At 70.9% G+C, this 20,526-nt stretch carries 21 protein-coding genes and 1 tRNA gene; 1 reads left to right on the top strand and 21 read right to left on the bottom strand.

Annotation, left to right across the window (positions count from 1 at the left end; translation table 11 throughout):
* Window positions 1–7: 7 nt before the first annotated feature.
* Window positions 8–910, bottom strand: coding sequence for an ABC transporter substrate-binding protein (locus tag A6035_RS07055; RefSeq protein WP_108847200.1), 903 nt, complete (start codon window positions 908–910; stop codon window positions 8–10).
* A 152-nt stretch (window positions 911–1,062) separates the two neighbouring features.
* On the bottom strand, window positions 1,063–3,900 hold the full coding sequence (gene polA / locus A6035_RS07050) for a DNA polymerase I (RefSeq protein ID WP_108847199.1): 2,838 nt from the start codon (window positions 3,898–3,900) through the stop codon (window positions 1,063–1,065).
* Between the two features lie 79 nt (window positions 3,901–3,979).
* Here polA and A6035_RS07045 point away from each other — a divergent pair.
* Window positions 3,980–4,056 (top strand) — tRNA-Leu (locus A6035_RS07045).
* A gap of 62 nt (window positions 4,057–4,118) precedes the next feature.
* Here A6035_RS07045 and A6035_RS07040 read toward each other — a convergent pair.
* The 19 genes from A6035_RS07040 to A6035_RS06950 form a co-directional block, all read right to left on the bottom strand.
* On the bottom strand, window positions 4,119–4,568 hold the full coding sequence (locus A6035_RS07040) for an SRPBCC family protein (protein ID WP_108847198.1): 450 nt from the start codon (window positions 4,566–4,568) through the stop codon (window positions 4,119–4,121).
* Between the two features lie 203 nt (window positions 4,569–4,771).
* Window positions 4,772–5,431: an MBL fold metallo-hydrolase gene (locus A6035_RS07035; RefSeq protein WP_108847197.1), complete on the bottom strand. Its 660-nt coding sequence runs from the start codon at window positions 5,429–5,431 to the stop codon at window positions 4,772–4,774.
* Window positions 5,428–6,513 (bottom strand): S-(hydroxymethyl)mycothiol dehydrogenase, encoded by a 1,086-nt coding sequence (locus A6035_RS07030; protein ID WP_108847196.1) that lies wholly within the window; start codon window positions 6,511–6,513, stop codon window positions 5,428–5,430. The genes A6035_RS07035 and A6035_RS07030 overlap by 4 nt, the downstream gene beginning before the upstream one ends.
* Before the next feature lie 161 nt (window positions 6,514–6,674).
* On the bottom strand, window positions 6,675–7,391 hold the full coding sequence (locus tag A6035_RS07025; protein WP_108847195.1) for a M23 family metallopeptidase: 717 nt from the start codon (window positions 7,389–7,391) through the stop codon (window positions 6,675–6,677).
* A gap of 208 nt (window positions 7,392–7,599) precedes the next feature.
* On the bottom strand, window positions 7,600–9,018 hold the full coding sequence (pyk, locus tag A6035_RS07020) for a pyruvate kinase (RefSeq protein WP_108847194.1): 1,419 nt from the start codon (window positions 9,016–9,018) through the stop codon (window positions 7,600–7,602).
* A gap of 46 nt (window positions 9,019–9,064) precedes the next feature.
* On the bottom strand, window positions 9,065–9,970 hold the full coding sequence (gene lgt / locus A6035_RS07015; RefSeq protein WP_108847193.1) for a prolipoprotein diacylglyceryl transferase: 906 nt from the start codon (window positions 9,968–9,970) through the stop codon (window positions 9,065–9,067).
* Window positions 9,967–10,758 (bottom strand): tryptophan synthase subunit alpha, encoded by a 792-nt coding sequence (trpA, locus tag A6035_RS07010; RefSeq protein WP_108847192.1) that lies wholly within the window; start codon window positions 10,756–10,758, stop codon window positions 9,967–9,969. The genes lgt and trpA overlap by 4 nt, the downstream gene beginning before the upstream one ends.
* Window positions 10,755–12,050: a tryptophan synthase subunit beta gene (gene trpB / locus A6035_RS07005; RefSeq protein ID WP_108849129.1), complete on the bottom strand. Its 1,296-nt coding sequence runs from the start codon at window positions 12,048–12,050 to the stop codon at window positions 10,755–10,757. Before trpB ends, trpA begins: the two co-directional genes overlap by 4 nt.
* A 67-nt stretch (window positions 12,051–12,117) precedes the next feature.
* Entirely contained in the window at window positions 12,118–12,930 is an 813-nt protein-coding gene (trpC, locus tag A6035_RS07000) for an indole-3-glycerol phosphate synthase TrpC (RefSeq protein WP_108847191.1), read from the bottom strand.
* Window positions 12,931–13,028: 98 nt separating this feature from the next.
* Window positions 13,029–13,757 carry a TIGR02234 family membrane protein gene (locus A6035_RS06995; protein WP_108847190.1) on the bottom strand — a complete coding sequence of 243 codons (729 nt, stop codon included), beginning with the start codon at window positions 13,755–13,757 and terminating at the stop codon, window positions 13,029–13,031.
* Window positions 13,754–15,295 carry an anthranilate synthase component I gene (locus tag A6035_RS06990; RefSeq protein ID WP_108847189.1) on the bottom strand — a complete coding sequence of 514 codons (1,542 nt, stop codon included), beginning with the start codon at window positions 15,293–15,295 and terminating at the stop codon, window positions 13,754–13,756. Before A6035_RS06990 ends, A6035_RS06995 begins: the two co-directional genes overlap by 4 nt.
* Window positions 15,292–15,471: a tautomerase family protein gene (locus tag A6035_RS06985; protein ID WP_108847188.1), complete on the bottom strand. Its 180-nt coding sequence runs from the start codon at window positions 15,469–15,471 to the stop codon at window positions 15,292–15,294. Before A6035_RS06985 ends, A6035_RS06990 begins: the two co-directional genes overlap by 4 nt.
* Window positions 15,472–15,476: 5 nt before the next feature.
* The gene (gene hisI, locus A6035_RS06980) at window positions 15,477–15,830 is read right to left on the bottom strand and encodes a phosphoribosyl-AMP cyclohydrolase (protein WP_108847187.1); all 354 of its coding nucleotides are present in this window, start codon (window positions 15,828–15,830) and stop codon (window positions 15,477–15,479) included.
* Window positions 15,827–16,600: an imidazole glycerol phosphate synthase subunit HisF gene (hisF, locus tag A6035_RS06975; RefSeq protein ID WP_108847186.1), complete on the bottom strand. Its 774-nt coding sequence runs from the start codon at window positions 16,598–16,600 to the stop codon at window positions 15,827–15,829. The genes hisI and hisF overlap by 4 nt, the downstream gene beginning before the upstream one ends.
* Before the next feature lie 7 nt (window positions 16,601–16,607).
* Window positions 16,608–17,522, bottom strand: a complete 915-nt coding sequence (locus tag A6035_RS06970; protein ID WP_108847185.1) for an inositol monophosphatase family protein — start codon at window positions 17,520–17,522, stop codon at window positions 16,608–16,610.
* 65 nt (window positions 17,523–17,587) lie between these two features.
* Complete coding sequence (priA, locus tag A6035_RS06965; RefSeq protein WP_108847184.1) at window positions 17,588–18,343, bottom strand: bifunctional 1-(5-phosphoribosyl)-5-((5-phosphoribosylamino)methylideneamino)imidazole-4-carboxamide isomerase/phosphoribosylanthranilate isomerase PriA; 756 nt, start codon at window positions 18,341–18,343, stop codon at window positions 17,588–17,590.
* Window positions 18,343–18,594: a hypothetical protein gene (locus A6035_RS06960; RefSeq protein ID WP_108847183.1), complete on the bottom strand. Its 252-nt coding sequence runs from the start codon at window positions 18,592–18,594 to the stop codon at window positions 18,343–18,345. Before A6035_RS06960 ends, priA begins: the two co-directional genes overlap by 1 nt.
* Before the next feature lie 22 nt (window positions 18,595–18,616).
* Complete coding sequence (hisH, locus tag A6035_RS06955; protein ID WP_108847182.1) at window positions 18,617–19,282, bottom strand: imidazole glycerol phosphate synthase subunit HisH; 666 nt, start codon at window positions 19,280–19,282, stop codon at window positions 18,617–18,619.
* Window positions 19,279–20,526 (bottom strand): MFS transporter, encoded by a 1,248-nt coding sequence (locus A6035_RS06950; protein ID WP_108847181.1) that lies wholly within the window; start codon window positions 20,524–20,526, stop codon window positions 19,279–19,281. Before A6035_RS06950 ends, hisH begins: the two co-directional genes overlap by 4 nt.

Below are 20,526 nucleotides of genomic sequence, written 5' to 3'. Positions count from 1 at the left end.
CGATCCCTCAGCCCTTCCGGATCTCGGCGTCGTCGATCATGCCGTCCTCGACGCCCCAGTTCTGGGCGATCTTCTCGAAGTCGCCGGTCTCGATCAGCTTGTCGGCGGCGGCCTCGAGGGCCGCGGTCAGCTCGGAGCCCTTACGCACCGGCCATCCGTAGGGAGCAGCGTCGAAGACGTCGCCGGCGAGCTGCATCTTGCCCTCGGACTGCTTGACGGCGTACGCGGTGATCGGCGAATCGGCGGACATCGCGTCGACCTTGCCCAGCGCCACGGCCGTGGAGGCCTCGTCCTGGGAATCGAACTGGACCTTCTCGATCGCGGGCTTGCCGGCGGCGACACAGGCCTCGCTGCGGGCGGGCACGTCCTCCTGGTCGGAGACGGTGGTCTGCTGGACGGCCACGCTGAGCCCGCAGGCGTCGTCGGGGTCCACGTCGTTGCCGGCGGCCGACGCCCACTGGATCCCGGCCTCGAAGTAGGTCACGAAGTCGACGGTCTTGAGGCGCTCGTCGTTGACGGTGAAGGAGGAGGCACCCATGTCCATGGTGCCGCCCTCGATCGCCGGGATGATCCGGTCGAAGTCCGACTCGCGGAATTCGGCGCGAAGGCCCATGAGCTGGGCGGCGGCGGTCATCACGTCGATGTCGAAGCCGACGATCTCGCCGTTCTCGTCCTTGAACTCGTTGGGGGCGTAGGGCGGGTTGGTGCCGATCACGATGACGCCCTTGTCGCGGACCTCGGCGGGGACGAGCGCGGCGATCGCCTCGTCGGCCTCCAGCGACACCTCCTCGCGGGGCTCCCCGGAATCCTGCGGGCCCTCGGTGTTGGTGGTGCAGCCGGTCAGGGCGAGGGCTGCGGTGGCGGTCATGGCCAGGGCGGCACGCAGGCCGCGCCGTGAGGTGAGGGTCATGTGGGTGCCCTTTCAGGCGTCGGGAAGCCGAATCTGCAATGAACCTAGGGCATACGGGGACCGGCTCAAAACCAATCGACCTGTTCGGGCACAGTGATCTCCGCCGCGCAGCGACGCCGTCGCGCCGGCCGCCCCCACCCGGCCCGGCCCGGTCAGTGGGCGGCGGAGTCCCAGTTCGGACCGGTGCCGGTCGACACGTCCAGCGGCACGTCCAGTTCGATCGCGGAGTACATGCGGTCCACCACCAGGTCGCGGACCTCGTCCAGTTCGCCGGGCGCCACTTCGAGCACGAGCTCGTCGTGTACCTGGAGGAGCAGGCGACTCTTCAGTCCCCGTGCGGTGAGGTCGGCGTCGACCTTGAGCATCGCGGCCTTGATGATGTCGGCGGCGGTCCCCTGGATCGGCGCGTTGAGGGCGGCACGCTCGGCGTTCTCGCGCTTGAGCCGGTTGTCCGAATTGAGCTCGGGGAGGTAGCGCCGACGACCGAAGAGGGTCTCGGTGTACCCGTCCTTCCGGGCCTGCTCGACGACCGCCCGGAGGTAGTCGCGGACCCCGCCGAAGCGGGAGAAGTACGCCTCCATCTGCTCGCGCGCCTCGCCCTGGCCGATACCGAGTTGGGCGGCGAGGCCGAAGGCGCTGAGCCCGTAGGCCAGGCCGTAGCTCATGGCCTTGACGCGGCGCCGCAGCTCCGGAGTGACCTGGTCGATCGGGACGCCGAACGCCCGGGACCCGACGAACGAGTGCAGGTCCTCGCCGGTGCGGAAGGCCTCGATGAGGCCGGCGTCGCCGGACAGGTGCGCCATCACGCGCATCTCGATCTGGCTGTAGTCGGCGGTGAGCAGGCAGTCGTACCCCTCACCCACGACGAACGAGCCGCGGATGCGCCGGCCGTCCTCGGTGCGCACGGGGATGTTCTGCAGGTTGGGGTCGGTGGAGGACAGGCGGCCGGTGGCGGCGACGGTCTGGTTGAAGGTGGTGTGGATGCGTCGGTCGTCGCCGATGGTCTTGATGAGCCCCTCGACGGTCGTGCGCATCTTCGTCGTCTCACGGTGCAGGAGCAGTGCCTCGAGGAAGGCTCTCCCCGCCGTGTCGCCCGTCTCCTTGGCGAGCAGTTCCTCGAGCGCCTTGGCGTCGGTGGTGTACCCGGTCTTGGTCTTCTTTGTCTTGGGCATCCCGAGGGTCTCGAACAGGACCACCTGGAGCTGCTTGGGCGAGCCGAGGTTGATCTGCTCGCCCCCGATCGCGGCGTACGCGGCCTCGGCCGCCTGCCGCCCACGGTCGGCGAAGTCGTCACGCAGCCCGTCCAGTGCGGAGGCGTCGACCGCGATGCCGATGGACTCCATCCGTGCGAGCACCGGCACGAGCGGCAGCTCCATCTCCGCCATGAGGGTGGCACCGTGCACCTGCTCCAGCTCCACGTCGAGCCGCTCGGCGAGGTCGACCACCGCGCGGGCGCGGGTCGCGGCGGCGTCGGCGGCCTTCTGTGCGGCTTCGGCGTCGTCGACCTCGTCGAGGAGCGACAGCTGCTTCTCCGCCGCCTCCGCCTCCGGGAGTTCGCGACGCAGGTGACGCTGGAACAGCTCGGCGAGGCCGTAGCTGCGCTGCCCCGGGCGGACGAGGTACGCCGCCAGCGCCACGTCCATCGTGACGCCGCCGAGGCGTAGGTCGCGTCCCATCAGCGCGTGGGTGGCGGCCTTGGCGTCGTGGACCGCCTTGTGGACGGCGTCGTCACCGAGCCAGCCCTGGAGGGCCTGCTCGTCGTCGGGGCCGATCGCCGCGAGGTCGAGGTGGGCGGAGGCGCCGCCCGCGGCGGCGATGGTGATGGTCTGCGCGTCACCGGCGCCGGGCCGGGAGGGGCCGACGACGACGAGGCCGTGCCGCTGCCCGGCCGGCGCGTGGGCTGCGAGCCAGTCGGAGACCTCGCCGGCGTGCAGGAGCGACGCCTGCTCGAGCTCGACCTCGGCGGCGGACTCCGGGGTGCCCTCGGGCAGGAAGGCCGACAGGAAGCGGTCGCGGGCCTGGGGCCCGAACTCCAACCGGTCGAACAGCGCGTTGACATCGCCGCGCTCCGGGGTGGACCGGACGAGGTCGGTGAGCTCGACGCCCAGGTCCAGGTCCCGGGTGAGCTCGGTGATGCGGCGGTTGAGCTGGACCTGCGGGAGGTGGTCGCGGAAGCTCTCCCCCACCTTGCCCTTGATCTCGTCCGCGTGCGCGATGAGCTCGGACAGGCTGCCGTACTGGGTGATCCACTTGGCGGCGGTCTTGTCGCCGACCTTCGGCACCCCCGGCAGGTTGTCGGAGTTGTCCCCCCGCAGCGCGGCGACGTCCGGGTACTGGGCCGGGGTGACGCCGTACTTCGCCTCGACCGCCTCGGGCGTGAAGCGCGCGAGCTCCGAGACTCCCTTGACCGGGTAGAGCACGGTGACGGCGTCGGAGACGAGCTGCAGCGCGTCGCGGTCGCCGGTGCAGATGAGGATCCGGGCGTCGCCCGAGTCCGTGGCGCCCGTCGCGAGGGTGGCGATGATGTCGTCGGCCTCGTGTCCCTCGAGCGAGAGCGTCCGCACCCCGAGGGCGGCGAGCGCCTCCTGGATGAGCTCGATCTGCCCCTTGAACTCCTCCGGGGCGGCCGAGCGGGTCGACTTGTACTCGGGGTACTCGGCCGTGCGGTGCAGCGTGGCCCGTGAGACGTCGAACGCCACGGCGAGGTGGGTGGGCTCCTCCTCGGTGACGAGGTTGGCCACCATCGACAGGAAACCGTAGACGGCGTTGGTGTGTTGACCGGACGCGGTGGAGAAGTTCTCCGCCGGTAGCGCGTAGAACGCACGGAACGCCAGCGAGTGCCCGTCCAGGAGCAGGAGTCGGGTGGGGCCGTCCCCCGCGGCGCCCCGGGTGGCGGGGCCGGGCCCGGTCGCGGGTTCGGCGCCGGCTTCTGCGCTGGCGTCCGTGCTGGCGTCCGTGCTGGCGTCTGTGGTCTGGCTCGTGGTGCTCACACGGCCACTCTAGGACGGGCGTCGGACAGGCGCTCATCGGTCGTCGGTTAGACTCACCGACCAGCGGCTCGCCGCGCTCGCCCCCGTAGCCCAATTGGCAGAGGCAACGGATTCAAAACCCGTCCAGTGTCGGTTCGAGTCCGACCGGGGGCACCACCACGCCACGGCGTTCCGCACCGCGGCCGGAACGCTACGACGTTCAGCACCGGAACGGGAAGCTATCCCTCGACGTCGGACTTGAGGTTGGTCAACAGCTGGTGCTGGATGCGCTTGAGACCGGCAGGCGCAAAGGTCCGCTCGAAGAACCCACCCACTCCCCCGGCACCGTCCCAGGACGTGGTCATCTCGACGAGCGAGCCGCCCGTCGCCTCGCGGACGGTGTACGTGGTGGCCATGGACGAGTTCTCGTCCTTCTCCACGAGCGACCAGTGCGCGCCCGCGTCGTCCACCGTCACGGTCGCCTTGACGTCGCGGTTGCGCTTCTTCGTCGCCTGCAGGTTCCAGGCCGCGACGGTGCCGTGGCCCTGCCCGCCCTCGATCAGGCGGTAGGCGCTGAACTGTTCGGGCTGGATCCGCGGCCGGACCTGCGCATAGTCGGCGATCGCCGTGGTCACGGCATCGACCGGTGCCTCGATGACGATGGTGTTGGTGGCGGTGACCCTGGCCATGTCGGTGACTCCTCCTCGTGGGTCCGACCCTCTCGCACCCGTCGCGGTCGCGAAGGTGGCGCCCGGTGGGCGCGTCGGACCTTTCCCATCCTGCCCGATGCCGGCGGTCCGTAGCGGCCCGCCGGGACGGAACCGGCCCGCGACGGCACCGCCCGGCGTCTCACCGGACGGGCCGCCGCGGGCCGGCTGGTCTGCGCCGGGTATCAGTGCCCGCGCTTGATCCATTCCTCGAGGTGCGGGGACTCGTCGCCGACCTTCGTGCCGTCACCGTGACCGGTGTGCACGAGGGTCTCCGCGGGGAGCGTGAGGATCCGCTCGCGGATGGAGGTGATGATCGTCGGGAAGTCCGAGTAGGAGCGGCCGGTGGCGCCCGGCCCGCCCGAGAACAGTGTGTCGCCCGAGAACAGGACACCCGCCTCGGGAACGTGGAACACGCACGAGCCCGGCGAATGCCCGGGGGTGTTCATCACCTCGACGCGGGTGCCGGCGATCTCGAACCGCTGACCGTCCTGCAGCTCACCGTGGGACACGTCGGGATGCGTCTCGTCCCACAGCATCTGGTCACCCGGGTGGACGAGGATCGGGGCGTCGAGCTTCTCGGACAGCTCCGGCGCCACGGTGATGTGGTCGTTGTGGGCGTGCGAGCACAGGATGCCCTTGACCTTCCGCCCCCCGACCGCGTCGATGATCGGCTGGGCCGTGTGGGCCGCGTCGATCACGAACACCTCGGAGTCGTCCCCGAGGATCCAGATGTTGTTGTCCACCTCCCATTCGCCGCCGTCGAGAGCGAAGATCCCGCTCGTGACGACCTTCTCTATATGCAGCCCGCCGGCGTAGCCGGCACTGGTGTAGGTCTCACTCACAACGTCACCACCGATCGCAGTACGGAACCGGACTTCATGGCGTCGAACGCCGCCTCGACGGCGTCGATGCCGATCCGCTCGGAGACGAACTTCTCCAGCGGCAGTCGACCCTGCAGATGCAGGTCGACGAGCATCGGGAAATCCCTCTCGGGCAGGCAGTCGCCGTACCAGGAGGACTTGAGGGACCCGCCGCGGCCGAAGAAGTCCAGCAGCGGGAGCTCCAGGCGCATCTCCGGCGTGGGAACTCCCACGAGGACGACCGTGCCGGCGAGGTCGCGGGCGTAGAACGCCTGCTCGTACGTCTCGGGCCGGCCGACCGCGTCGATCACCACATCGGCACCGAAGCCACCGGTGAGCTCCTGGATCGCGGCGACGGGGTCGGTGGAGGTCGAGTTGACCGTGTGGGTCGCCCCGAAGTCCTTGGCCCACTCGAGCTTGGTGTCGTCGATGTCCACCGCGATGATCTCGGAGGCCCCGGCGAGTCGCGCGCCCGCGATCGCGGCGACGCCCACACCGCCGCACCCGATCACGGCCACGGACTGACCGCGGGTGACCCTGCCGGTGTTGATCGCGGCACCGATGCCGGCCATCACGCCGCAGCCGAGCAGACCGGCGACCGCCGGGTCGGCCGACGGATCGACCTTCGTGCACTGGCCCTCGTGGACCAGCGTCTTGTCGATGAACGCCCCGATACCAAGTGCGGGCGTGAGCTCGGTGCCGTCAGTGAGGGTCATCGGCTTCGACGCGTTATGAGTGTTGAAGCAGTACTCGAGCTGCCCGCGCTTGCACGCACGGCACTCGCCACACACCGCGCGCCAGTTGAGGACGACGTAGTCACCCTCGGCCACGTGCGTGACGCGCTCCCCGACGGTCTCGACGACACCGGCGGCCTCGTGACCCAGGAGGAACGGATACTCGTCGTTGATGCCGCCGTCACGGTACGCCAGATCGGTATGGCAGACGCCGCACGCCTGCACCCGCACGATGACATCGTTGGGGCCCGGATCGGGAACGACGACGTCGACCAGTTCGACCTCGGCGCCCTTACTACGGGCGATGACGCCCTTCACGGTCTGCGACATGGATCGCCTCTCGACTAGATGTGGTTACTACCCACCCACTCTGTCAGAAGCGCACGGGGCCCGGCCGCACAAAGCGATGCGCCCCGCCTCCTTCAGGGGAGACGGGGCGCAGGTGCGTGCGCGAGCGGGGATGCCCCGGTCAGACGGCGAGGTCCTCGCGATCAGACCGCGATGCCGTTGGCGCGCAACCACGGCACGGGATCGATCCACTGGCCGGCCGGGTTCCGGACACCGAAGTGCAGGTGCGGCCCGGTGGAGTAGCCACGGTTGCCGACCGTCCCGATGATCTGGCCGGCGTTGACCCGCTGGCCCACGGAGACGTAGTTCTGGTCGTTGTGGCCGTACTCGAGGAGGTGGCCGTCGTCGGTCTGGATGCGGATCCACAGGCCGTACCCGGACGCCGGCCCGGCCGCCACGACGGTGCCCGACTTGGCGGCGAACATCGGGGTGCCGATCGGGGCGCCGAAATCCGTGCCGTTGTGGAACGTTCCCCAGCGCGGGCCGAAGCCGGAGGTGATCGGGCCGAACGTCGGGGCGTGCGCACCACCGGCGGCCGGGATACCGAGCGAACCGAACATTGCCGGGTCGATCGCGTACTCGCGCAGCTGCTCGGGCGTGAGGCCGATGCCCTGGACGACGCCCTGCGCCATCTCGGTGAGCTGGTCCACGCCGATCTCGGCGGACTGCGCGGACGCGGCGGGGGCGGCGGCGAGCGCCGCGCCTCCCGTGAGGGCCGCACCGGCGACGGTGCCGGCGACGAGGCGGCCGACGGCGTTGGAGGAACGGGCTGCGCGGTGGCGACCGGCGGTCGCGCCGGAACCCTCGACGCCGAGTCGGTCTGCGAGCTCGGCGAAGGTGATGCGAGTGGCGTCGGACATCAGGGGAAACCTCGGAGTCTGGAGGGGCTGAGCGGTGAGCCGACCGGCTTCCCCGGTGGCCTCCAAGAAGGTAACAGAATTATCTCGACGCTGTCACGTCAAAAGCACGAACTCACCCGAAAGCGCCGGTGAGCGGGGGTGCTCACCGGCGCTTCCGGGTGTTATCAGATGGTGACTACGGGCGGTCGACGACCGCGCTCCGCCCTGCTCAGTGGTCGGCTTCGCCGATCCGGTGCACGAGGATGAAGTTGGTCGATCCCTCCACCCCCGGCACGTTGCCGGCGACGATCACGATGAGGTCGTCCTCGTTGTACCCCTCGACCGGGAGCAGGAGTTCGTCGGTGACCTTCACCAGCTCCGCCGTCTCGGTGACGCGGTCGGTGAGGAAGGTCTCGGTGCCCCACGTCAGCGCCAGCTGACTGCGGATGCGCGGATCGCCGGTGATGGCGATGAGCGGGAGATGACTGTGCAGGCGGGCGAGACGCCGGACCGTGTCACCGGTAGAGGTGACCGCGACGAGCGCCTTGGCGCCGAGCCGCTCACCGATCTCGCGCGCCGAGTACGAGATCACGCCGCGCTTGGTGCGCGGGATGTGGACCAGGTCGGGGGCGGCGGTCGAATCCGACTCCACCGCCAAGGCGATGGAGGACATCGTCCGCACGGCGTCGATGGGGTACTTGCCCACAGACGTCTCGCCGGAGAGCATGACCGCGTCCGCCCCGTCGAGCACCGCGTTGGCCACGTCGGAGGCCTCCGCTCTCGTGGGCCGCGAGTTGGTGATCATCGACTCGAGCATCTGCGTGGCCACGATGACCGGCTTGGCGTTCTCGCGGGCGATCTGGATGGCCCGCTTCTGGACCAGCGGGACCTCCTGCAGCGGCAGCTCGACGCCCAGGTCGCCGCGCGCCACCATGATGGCGTCGAACGCCAGCACGATGGACTCGAGGTTCTTGACGGCCTCGGGCTTCTCGAGCTTGGCGATGACGGGGACGTGGATCCCCACCTCGTCCATCACCTCGTGCACGAGGTCGACATCCGCGGGGGACCGCACGAAGGACAACGCGATGAAGTCGACGCCCAGACCGAGGGCGAACCTCAGGTCGGCGATGTCCTTCTCGCTCAGCGCGGGCACGGAGACGTTCATGCCCGGCAACGAGACGCCCTTGTTGTTGGACACGGTGCCGCCCTCGGTGACGACGCAGCGCACGTCGTCACCCTCGACCCGCTCGACGGTGAGGCCGATGTTCCCGTCGTCCACGAGCAGGCGGTCGCCCGGACGCGCGTCGGCGGCCAGACCCTTGTACGTGGTGGAGACGCGGTCTTTGGTGCCCTCGACGTCCGCGACGGTGATGACGACGTGGTCGCCCTCCGCCCACTCGTGCCGGCCCTCGATGAACCGGCCGAGCCTGATCTTGGGGCCCTGGAGGTCCGCGAGCACGCCGACCGCGCGTCCGGACTCGTCGGAGGCCTTGCGGACCCACTTGTAGTTGGCCTCGTGGTCGGCATGTTCTCCGTGACTGAAGTTGAGGCGGGCGACATCCATCCCCGCGTCGACCAGCTCACGGATGCCGGCCTCCGAGGCGACGGCGGGACCCAGGGTGCAGACGATCTTGGTACGACGATTCACCCGACCCAATCTAGTCCCCTCGGCCGGCGGGCCGGTTAACCCGACGTCAACGACCGGCCAACGGGGGTGCGTCCGTCGGCCCGTCCTCCACCGACTCGTCCACGGGATCGCGGGGAGCGCGCAGCTCGGAGGGGTCCTCGCGGCCGCGGCGGGCGCGCCAGAAGTACAGCAGCGCGGCGATCATGACGACCAGCGACACGATCGTGTTGATCCGCAGGCCGAACACCTCGGTGGCGGCGTCGGAGCGCAGCAACTCGACCCAGAACCGGCCGAAGCAGTACAACGCCACGTAGAGGGCGAAGAGTCGGCCATGCCCCAGCCTGAATCGGCGGTCGATCACCACCAGTGTGATCGCCACGAGCACGTTCCACAGCAGCTCGTAGAGGAACGTGGGGTGCACCGTCGCCAGCACCTGGCCGGTGGAACGCCCGATGGTCTCCGAGTAGCCGTACGCCTCGTCGTAGCGCTGGTAGATCTCCAGGGCCCACGGCACGTCGGTCTCGCGGCCGTAGAGCTCCTGGTTGAAGTAGTTGCCGAGACGGCCGATGCCCTGCGCGAGGACGATGCCCGGCGCGATCGAGTCCCCGAGTGCGCCCAGGGCCCGGATCCCCTGCTGCCGCAGACCGATGTAGGCCCCGAGTGCACCGAACGCGACTGCACCCCAGATGCCCAGGCCGCCGTCCCAGATCTTCAGCGCGTCGATCGGGTTGCGGCCCTCACCGAAGTAGCGGTACCAGTCGGTGGCCACGTGGTAGATGCGCCCGCCGACGAGCCCGAACGGGATCGCCCACAGCGCGGTGTCGAGCACGACGCCCGCCCGCCCACCACGCGCGACCCAGCGCTTCTCGCCCCACCAGACGGCGATGACGATGCCGAGGATGATCCACAACGCGTAGGCGCGCAGCGGGAACGGGCCGATCTCCCACACGCCCTGGGGAGGGCTCGGGATCACGACCGCACCCCGCGGCGGCGGACACCCTCGGCCAGCTCCGCCGTCAGACGCCTGAGCGCGTCCGGCCCCTCGGTCGCCGCCGTGATGAGCGCCGAACCGACGATGACGCCGTCGGCGTAGGACGCGATCTCAGCGGCCTGGTCGCCGTTGCGCACGCCCAGGCCCACACCACAGGCCAGACCCGAGATCTCGCGCACGCGTCCGGTGAGCGTGCGTGGCGCGTCGGAGACCACGTCCCGCGCACCGGTCACACCCATCACCGCCTGGACGTAGACGAAGCCGCCCGTGCGCGACAGCGTCATCGCCAGTCGTTCCGGGGTGGACGACGGGGCCACGAGGAAGACCCGGTCGATGCCGTGTGCGTCGGAGGCGGCGATCCAGTCGTCCGCCTCGTCGGGGATGAGGTCGGGAGTGATGACGCCGGTGCCGCCGGCCGCCGCGAGATCGGCGGCGAACCGGTCGACCCCGTATTGCAGCACCGGATTCCAGTAGGTCATCACCACGGGCACCGCGCCGGCGTCGGCGACCGCGCGGACCACGTCGAAGGTGTCCGCCACCCGGAATCCCGCCCCGAGGGCGGTGTCGGCGGCGGCCTGGATGGTGGGGCCGTCCATCATGGGGTCGGAGTACGGGATCCCGACCTCGATGATGTCGCAGCCGCCCTCGACCATCGTCCGGACGGCCTCGATCGAGCCCTCGAGGGTCGGGTAGCCGGCCGGGTAGTAGCCGATGAGCGCGGCCCGGTTCTCCGTCCGGCACCGCTCGAACACGTCACTGAGAACGCTCATCCCTCGACTCCCCCGTCCGCGTACGCACCCTCGCCGTCGTCGGCGCCCTGACTCGAATCCACCCCGGCCTCCGCCGGTTCACCACCGCCCAACAACCCGAACCACCGCGCAGCGGTGTCGACGTCCTTGTCCCCGCGGCCGGAGACGTTGACCAGGATCAGGCCGACCCCCTCGGCGGCGAGCTGGGCCGCTCCCGCGACCGCGTGCGCGGATTCGATGGCCGGGATGATGCCCTCCGTACGGCACAACTGCGCGAAGGCGTCCATGGCCTGCGTGTCGGTGATCGGCCGGTACTCTCCGCGACCGATCTCGGACAGCCGCGAGTGCTCCGGCCCGACGCCCGGGTAGTCCAGGCCGGCGGAGATGGAATGCGACTCGATCGTCTGACCGTCCTCGTCCTGCATGAGGTGGGCGTAAGAACCCTGGAACACGCCGGGCCTGCCGGCGTTGACGGTCGCCGCGGTGCGCCCGGTGTCCACGCCGTCGCCGCCGGCCTCGCAGCCGACGAGGCGCACGGACTCGTCCTCGATGAACGGGTGAAACAGACCGATCGCGTTGGAACCACCGCCGACGCACGCGACCGCGGCGTCCGGCAGCCGTCCCGCCTGCTCGAGGATCTGCATCCGCGCCTCGGCACCGACGACCCGCTGGAAGTCGCGGACCATCGTCGGGAACGGGTGCGGCCCGGCTGCGGTGCCGAACGCGTAATAGGTGTCGTCGGCGTGTGCGACCCAGTCCCGCATCGCCTCGTTGATCGCGTCCTTGAGGGTGGCCGAGCCGATCTCCACGGCCTCGACCTCCGCGCCGAGCAGACGCATCCGGGCGACGTTGAGCGCCTGACGACGCACGTCCACCGCGCCCATGTAGATCTTGCACTCCAACCCCAGCAACGCACACGCGGTGGCGGTGGCCACCCCGTGCTGACCGGCGCCGGTCTCCGCGATCACGCGGTTCTTACCCATCCGCTGGGCGAGCAGCGCCTGACCGAGCACGTTGTTGATCTTGTGCGAGCCGGTGTGGTTGAGGTCCTCGCGCTTGAGGAAGACCCGGGCGCCGATCTCCTCACCGAACCGCGTGGCCTCGTACAGAGGGGACGGCCGACCCGAATAATGCTTCTGTAGCCGGTCGAGCTGGTCGAGGTACTCCTCGTCCGCGCGGGCCTTGGCGTAGGCGTCGGTCACCTCGTCTACGACCGCCATCAGCGCCTCGGGAACGTAACGGCCCCCGAACGGCCCCCAGTGGCCGCGCTGGTCAGGCTCGTGTCCGGTGGCGGTCCGGAGCACCTCCCCCATGGTGGGCAGTGACGTCAGATCCTTGGAGTTCACGACTCCCAGTCTGCCGGAAGCCCACCACCGGGGCCTAGCGGGGTCCCTGCGGGCAGGAGGGGTGGGCACCCGCCGTGGCCAGCGCGTTGCAGGCCGCGCGCGGGTCGCCCTGCGTCACCAGTCCCTCGCCGACGAGGACCGCGTCCGCTCCCACGCTGGCGTACGCCAGGAGGTCCGAGGCGTCCCGGACACCCGACTCGGCGATCTTCACGACGTCCGACGGCAGGCCCGGTGCGATGCGGGAGAACACGTCCCGGTCGACCTCGAGGGTCTTGAGGTTGCGGGCGTTGACGCCGATGACGCTGGCCCCGGCCTCCAGTGCGCGGTCCGCCTCCTCCTCGGTGTGCACCTCCACCAGCGCGGTCATCCCGAGCGACTCGGTACGGTCCAGCAGGGACACCAGGGCGTCCTGCTCGAGGGCTGCCACGATGAGCAGGATCAGATCCGCTCCGTGCGCCCGCGCCTCGTGGATCTGGTAGGGCCCCACGACGAAGTCCTTGCGCAGGACCGGGATGTCGACCGCGCGCCGGACCGCGTCGAGATCGGCCAGGCTGCCGTGGAAGCGGCGCTCCTCGGTCAGGCACGAGATGACCCGCGCCCCGCCGTCCTCGTACATGCGGGCCAGCACCGCCGGATCCGGGATGTCGGCCAACGCCCCCTTGGACGGGCTCGCCCTCTTCACCTCGGCGATGACGCCCACGCCCGGGACACGCAGCGCCTTGAGCGCGTCGAGCGGGTCCGGGGCGGACAGGGCCGCCTTCTTCACCGACTCCAGGTCGATGACGGCCTCGCGGGCCGCGACGTCCTCGCGGACCCCGTCGAGAATCGAGTCCAGCACGGTACCCACCGTGACCTCCCTCAGCAGTGATCGGGGCGGAAAGTGTGATCGAGATCAACAATAGAGGTCCGGAGCCGGGTTCCCGAATCGGGTCCACCCCGATGTGGTCAGCCGGTCGGATCGCGTCCCTCGTCGAGCTCCAGCCAGAGGTCACGACCGGCGTCGCCGTCCGCGTCACCCTCCACTTCGCCGCCGGTTCCGGAGGTACCGCGGGCTCCGCCGGTGCCGCGGGTTCCGCCGGTGCCGCCGCCCGCGGTACCGCCGGCGGCCGCCTCCTCGCGGCGTACTGCGGGCGTGACGTACCGGTCGTCGCGCCGCACGGGACGCGCCGGCCGCGCGAGGACGACGATCCCCGCCGCGAGCAGCGCGGCCGCGCCGGCGCCGGTGAGCGCCGGGCCCACCGGTCGGGTCGACAACTCGGTGATCCTGGACCACTCCGGGATCGACTCCGAGCCCTCGGCGCCCGGTCCCGCGTTGGTCCGGGCGACCCCCTCGTCACTCATGATCACCGTATGGACCCGCTCTGCGTCGACTCCGCCCACCGAAGAGACCAGCAACGTCACGGTCGCCACCCCGAGCAGGGCGATGACCGCCCCCACCGCGCGGGCGGCGAGCCCCCGTACCAACGCCACCGCCGCGATCGCGGCCAGGGCGCCCAGCGCGAGTGGCACCAGAGCCGGCTGCCACTCGGCGCCGGTGAGCGCGCGCCGGGCCTCGCCCGACTGGTCGTTGAACGCCGCCACGTCGAGCCACACCATCCGGGAGGCGATCCACAGCAGGGCCGCGCCGACGAGCAGCAGGACGACGGGCGCCAGGAGCCGGGCGCGACGGCTCACCGGGACTCCCCTGCCGGCCGCAGCGTCTCCGCGGCGGAGACGGCCCGCAGGACCGCCATCGCCTTGTTCCGACACTCGGCGTCCTCCGAGGCCGCCACCGAGTCCGCGACGATCCCGGCCCCGGCCTGGACGAACGCGGTGCCGTCCTTGATCACCGCCGAGCGGATCGCGATGGCCTGATCGGTGTTGCCCGCGAAATCCACGTACCCGACCACGCCGCCGTACACGCCGCGGCGGGTGTCCTCCAGGTCCTCGATGATCTGCAGGGCCCGCGGCTTCGGGGAACCTGAGAGAGTGCCGGCCGGGAAGCACGCGGTCACCGCGTCGATGCCCGTCCGCCCGTCGGCCAGGCGCCCCGTCACCGTCGACACGAGGTGCATCACGTGGCTGTACCGCTCCACTTGGCGAAACTCGGTCACCTCGACCGTGCCCGGGACACAGACGCGGCCCAGGTCGTTGCGCCCGAGGTCGACCAACATCAGATGCTCGGCGTTCTCCTTGGCGTCGTCCACCAGATCCTTGGCGAGCAGGATGTCGTGCTCGTCGTCGTCACCCCTGGGCCTCGTCCCCGCGATCGGGTGGGTCGTGGCGACGCCGTCGACCACGGTGACCAGAGCCTCCGGGCTCGATCCCACGATCGTGAACGCCGTCCCGCCGAACCCGTCCGGCCCGGTGCCGTCCGGGATCGTCATGAGGAACATGTACGGACTGGGGTTGGTGGTCCGCAGGATGCGGTACACATCGCGCGGCGAGGCGGCGGTGTCGACCTCGAAGCGCTGGCTCAGCACCACCTGGAACGCCTCGCCCGCGTGGATCTGCTCGATGATGTCGGCGACCCGCGCGTGATAGGTGGGCTCGTCGGTGCAACGACGCACCTGGAGATCGGGGGTGTCGAACACGCTCACCCCGCCGGCGCCCGGCTCGGCGAGACGCGCCGTCATCGACTCCAGCCGCTCGACCGCGTCCGCATACGCCTCGTCCACCCGCTCGTCGCTGCCGTCCCAGTTGACGGCGTTGGCGATGAGATAGATCCGGCCCTCGTGGTGGTCGAAGGCGGCCAGATTCGTGGCCAGCAGCTGGACGAGCTCCGGTACGCGCAGGTCGTCGACCGTGTCGGGGGCGATCCGCTCGAGCCTGCGGACGATGTCGTACCCCAGGTAGCCGACCATCCCGGACGTCAGCGGCGGCAGGCCCACGATCTGATCGGTCCGCAGCAGGTCGAGGGTCCGCCTGAGGGCGTCCAGCGGATCGCCGCCGGTCGGGGCGCCGGCGGGGACGCTACCCCACCACGTCGCCTCGCCGGCCTCGTCGACCGTCAGCGCGGCCGCCGCGCCACAGCCGATGAACGACCACCGCGACCAGGAACGCCCGTGCTCGGCCGACTCCAGCAGGAACGTGCCCGGACGGTCCCCCGCCAGCTTGACGTAGGCCGACAGCGGGGTCTCGGAGTCGGCGAGCACCGTGCGCACGACCGGCACCACCCGGTGCCCCGCGGCGAGCGCGCGGAACTGTTCCAACGTGGTGGTCGCGGTGCTCATCCGAGGGCCTTGCCGCCGATGCCGAAGGAGTCGTGCGGCATGTCGTTGATGTGGACCCACACCTTCGCGGGGTCCTTGCCCGAGACCTCCGCGTACGCCGCGGTGACGGCCTCGATGACGCGGGCCTTGCCCTCCGCGGTCATCCCGTCGAGCTGATTGATCTGGATGAAAGGCACGGCGATCAGTCCTCCCCGAGAAGTGTGGCGGTGTCGAAACAACTGGTGGTGCCGTTGTGGCAGGCCGCCCCGGTCTGGTCCACGCGGAGCAGGACGGTGTCCCCGTCACAGTCGATCTCCACGCTACGGACGTGCTGCACGTGGCCCGAGGTCTCCCCCTTGACCCAACGCTGCCCGCGCGAGCGCGAGTAGTACACGCCGCGGCGGGTCGCCAAGGTCTCGGCGAGGGCGGCGTCGTCCATCCACGCCATCATGAGCACCCGGCCCGAGGTGACGTCCTGCACGACCGCCGCGACCAGACCGTCGGCGTTGCGCGAGAGCCGCTCGGCGATGGACCGGTCCAGGACGTGCGCGGTCATCGGACCGTGATCCCCTCGGCCGCGAGCGCCTTCTTGACGTCGCCGACGGTCATCTCACCGAAGTGGAAGACGCTGGCGGCGAGGACCGCGTCCGCCCCGGCGTGGACGGCGGGCGCGAAGTGCTCCACCGCGCCCGCTCCGCCCGAGGCGATGACGGGGATCGAGACGGCCTCGCGGGCCGCCCGCACCATCGCCAGGTCGAAGCCCTCCTTGGTGCCGTCGGCGTCCATCGAGTTGAGCAGGATCTCCCCCACGCCCAGCTCCTGCCCGCGCCTGGCCCACTCGACGGCGTCGATTCCGGTGCCGCGGCGGCCACCGTGCGTGGTGACCTCCCACCCCGACGGCGTCGGCTCGGAGCCCTCGGGCACGGTGCGCGCGTCGACGGAGAGCACGATGCACTGCGAGCCGAAGCGCCGACTGAGCTCACCGAGGAGCTCCGGCCGGGCGATGGCCGCGGTGTTCACGCTGACCTTGTCGGCGCCGGCCCGCAGCAACTGATCGACGTCCTCCTCGGTGCGGACGCCGCCGCCCACGGTGAGGGGGATGAAGACCTGCTCGGCGGTGCGGCGGACCACGTCGATCATGGTGCCGCGGCCCGCGGACGACGCGGTGACATCGAGGAACGTGAGCTCGTCCGCTCCCTGCGCGTCATAGGCCGCAGCGAGCTCCACGGGATCGCCGGCGTCGCGTAGATCGAGGAAGTTCACGCCCTTGACCACGCGGCCGGCGTCGACGTCTAGACAGGGGATGACCCTGGTGGCGAGTGTCATGGCCGGATCACCGCTCCCCGGCGAGCCACGGGCGGGGACTCTCCGGTTCCGGCGTGGACCGGCGCCGACCGGCCTCGAAGAAGTTCCCCGGCTCACCGAGCTGCCGGACGGTGTCCAACACCTCCGCGTGGGCGCGCGGGGCCGCCGCCAGCAGCGAGGGCGAGTCGATGGACCACGGCTCACCCGTGAGGTCGGTGACGATACCGCCCGCGGCGCGGATGTGGGAGGCGCCCGCGGCGTTGTCCCAGGCGTAGTTGCCGAAGCTCACCGCGGCGGAGAGCCGGCCCGACGCGACGAACGACAGGTCGACACCGGTCGAGCCGAACTTGCGCGTCCGCGCGGCGTCGAGGGTGAGCTGCTCGAACACCTCACGGCGGTAGGCCGGCGGGTACGTGGTCCGGGCGCCGGTGTTGAGCGAGCCGAGTCCGAGTGCCACGTCGCGGATAGAGACGTCCGACATCCGCGGGGACTCGACGCCGTTCTCCATGAGTGGCCCACCGGCGATCGAGGTGAACGTCAGGCCGAGCAGCGGCAGCCACGTCAGGCCGAGCACCGGCTGGCGCTCGTGCACCAACGCGACCAGGATCCCCGCGGTGGGGATACCCAACGAGTAGTTCGCGGTGCCGTCGATCGGGTCGACCACCCACAGGGTGCCCTCGTTCACGGGCGGGCCGCCGAACTCCTCACCGTGCACCTCGAGGCCCGTCCCCTCACGCAGCGCGTCGGAGATCCGGCGCTCCAGTTCCAGGTCCAGCTCGGTGGCGAAGTCGTTCCGTGCGCCCTTGTTCTGGACGCCGGGGGCGCCGACGCCCTCGACGAACCGGGGCGTCACCTCGTCGAGCACCCGCGTCGCCGACGCGAGCGCCTCGGCGGGGTCGACGGGGAGATCCGTCGGCAGGGTGTTTCCGGTCTCATCTGACATCTCGGGCCTCCTGCTCGAGGTCGTGCGGGGGTGGAGCTACCGGGTGGGCACGGCGCTCGACGGATTCAGCGGCCGCTGACGGCGGCGAGCGCTTCGGGAAGGGTGAACCGACCGGCGTAGAGGGCCTTGCCCACGATGGCCCCTTCCACGCCCTGCGGCACCAGCGAGGCGATGGCCTCGAGGTCCGCGACGGACGAGACGCCACCGGAGGCGACCACCGGTGCGTCGGTGGCCGCGCACACCTGGGAGAGCATCTCCAGGTTGGGCCCGTTGAGCATGCCGTCCTTGGACACGTCGGTGACGACGTAGCGGGCACACCCGTCCTTGTCGAGGCGCTCGAGGACCTCCCAGAGGTTGCCGCCGTCGGAGACCCATCCCCGACCACGCAGCCGCGGCTCGCCGTCGATGACCCGCACGTCGAGGCCCACCGCGATGCGGTCACCGTGGCGGGCGATGGCCGAGGCGCACCACTCGGGGTTCTCGAGCGCGGCCGTGCCCAGGTTGACGCGCGCGCACCCGGTGGCGAGCGCGGCATCGAGCGACTCGTCATCGCGGATCCCGCCGGACATCTCGACCTTGACGTCGAGCGCCCCAACGACCTCGGCGAGGAGCTCCCGGTTGGTGCCCCGTCCGAACGCGGCGTCCAGGTCCACCAGGTGGACCCACTCGGCGCCGTCGTTCTGCCACTGCATCGCCGCGTCCAGCGGTGCACCGTAGGAGGTCTCCGTCCCGGCCTCGCCCTGGACGAGGCGGACGGCCTGCCCGTCGGCGACGTCGACGGCGGGCAGGAGTTCGAGGTATCTGGCGTTGGTCACGGGCATCAGCCTAGTCCGTCGTCAGCGGGGCGCTCCGCCTGACCGCCGGGCTCCTCGCCGTACTCGGCGCGGATCGCGCGCTCGGTGATCCGGCGCGACATCAGGCCCATCGCCACCGCCGTCGCGACGACGCCGACGAGGGCGACGACGGCGCGCCCGGCGGCCGGTAGGGGCAGCAGTGCGACCGCGAGTGCGGTGAGCGCGAGAACCAGGACGCCCGCCCCGGCCACCGCCAAGGCGAGCGCGGCGAACGACACCGTGGCCGGGCCGCGGTCGCTCTCAGGCGACAGAGCGGATCCAGTTCTCGAGGAGCTGCAGGCCGGCGTCCCCGGACTTCTCGGGGTGGAACTGGGTGGCCGACAGCGGGCCGTTCTCCACCGCGGCGATGAACCGGGTCCCGTGCTCGGCCCACGTGACGTCGGGGGCCCGCAGGTGGTCGGAGGGCTCCATCTCCCACCGCTGGACGCCGTAGGAGTGCACGAAGTAGAAGCGCTCGTCGGCGGGCATGCCGGCGAACAGGACGGTGTTCGCGGGCGCCTCGACGGTGTTCCATCCCATGTGCGGGAGGACGGGGGCGTCGAGCTTCTCCACGACACCGGGCCACTCCCCGCAACCGGGGGCACCGGGAGAGTCTTCGTGCTCCCCGTCCGAGAACTCGGTGCCGCGCTCGAACATCACCTGCATGCCCACACAGATGCCCAGGACCGGGCGACCGCCCGCGAGACGCTCTCCGATGATGCGGGGCCCCTTGACCGCCTCGAGCCCCTTCATGCAGGCGGCGAACGCCCCGACGCCGGGCACCACGAGCGCCTCGGCCTCGGTCGCCACGCGCGGGTCGGAGGTCAGCTCCACCGGGGCGCCGACACGCTCGAGAGCGCGATGAGCCGAGCGCAGGTTGCCGGAGCCGTAGTCCAGGAGCGCTACCCGCGGGGCCGTCTTCGTCATGAGTTCACCTTATCGCCGCTGTCGTCGGAGGCCAGATCTCGTACGGGCCGCGTGCGGCGTGCACCCACCGCCGCGGGGCCGCCCACCACGAGGACGATCCCGGCCGCGACGGTGAACAGCACGACGTAACCGAAGCCCGCGAACCCGCCCATGACCACCGACCCGAGCCCGGTGCCGGCGTCGAAGGAGATGTTCCACGACGCGGACGCGGTGCCCAGCCGGGAACGCGGCATCCGCTCGAACGAGCCCACGAGGGCCTCGTTCTGGATGGCGCCGAACCCGAGGCCGAAGACCACGGTCGGGACGAGGAACCACCAGGGGTTCGCCTCCAGTGTCAACAGCCAGGCGATGCCCAGCATTCCGAGAGCTGCGACACCCAGTCCCGGCCACACCAGCGCACCGGGGCCGCGCCGGTCCGACACGAGCCCCGCGACGGTGCGACCGACGATCACGCCGGCGCCCAGCAGGCCGAGCCCGAGCCCGGCGACGACGGCGCCGCTGCCGGAGGCGATCGAGTCGAGAGCCGGCGACAGGAACGAGGCCGCCGCGCCGTAGGGCAGGGTCACGGCGACCATGACGATGAACGGACCGGCCAGGAGGAACAGCACCCGTCGGGGGCCGATCTCCGCGCGGTCGGACTCCTCGGGCGGGGTCGGGTAGACGTGGGGCAGTCGAGCCGAGGCGACCAGGCCGACGACGCCGAACGCAGTGGCGGCCCACGCCACCGTCGGCAGCCCGAAGAGATCGAGCAGCCACAGGCCCACGGGGAGGAAGAGCGCCTCCGAGATACCCACGGCGAGGCCGATCAGCGAGGTGGCGCGTCCGAGCATCCCGGGCGGCGCGAGTTCGGCGACGAGCGCGGAGCCGGCGACCGTCATCATGCCGAATCCCGCACCGCGGACGCCGCTGATGGCCAGGACGGCGAACGGACTGTCGAACAGGGCGAGCAGCCCGGAGGGCAGGCCCAGCAGGGAACTGCCGATCCCGAGCACCCACCGATAGCCGATCACGCCCGTCAGCCGCGGGGTGGCCAGCTGGAACAGGACGGTCACCGTCATGAACACGCCTGTCGTGGCGCCGGCGACGAACTCGCTGCCCCCGCCGCGGACGACCGCCAGCGGGACGACCGGCAGGAGCAGCGAGAATCCGCCGAAGGCCAGCAGGACCAGGACGAAGGCCGCGGGGACGCCGGGGGTGCGGACCAGGCGTGCGAACGCCCCCGGGTTCTCTACTCGCGCGCTCAC

It is taken from the genome of Dietzia lutea, assembly GCF_003096075.1.
Classification (GTDB): domain Bacteria; phylum Actinomycetota; class Actinomycetes; order Mycobacteriales; family Mycobacteriaceae; genus Dietzia; species Dietzia lutea.
The sequence above is the reverse complement of the archived record's forward strand: the minus strand, read 5'-3'. Positions and strand labels throughout refer to the sequence as shown.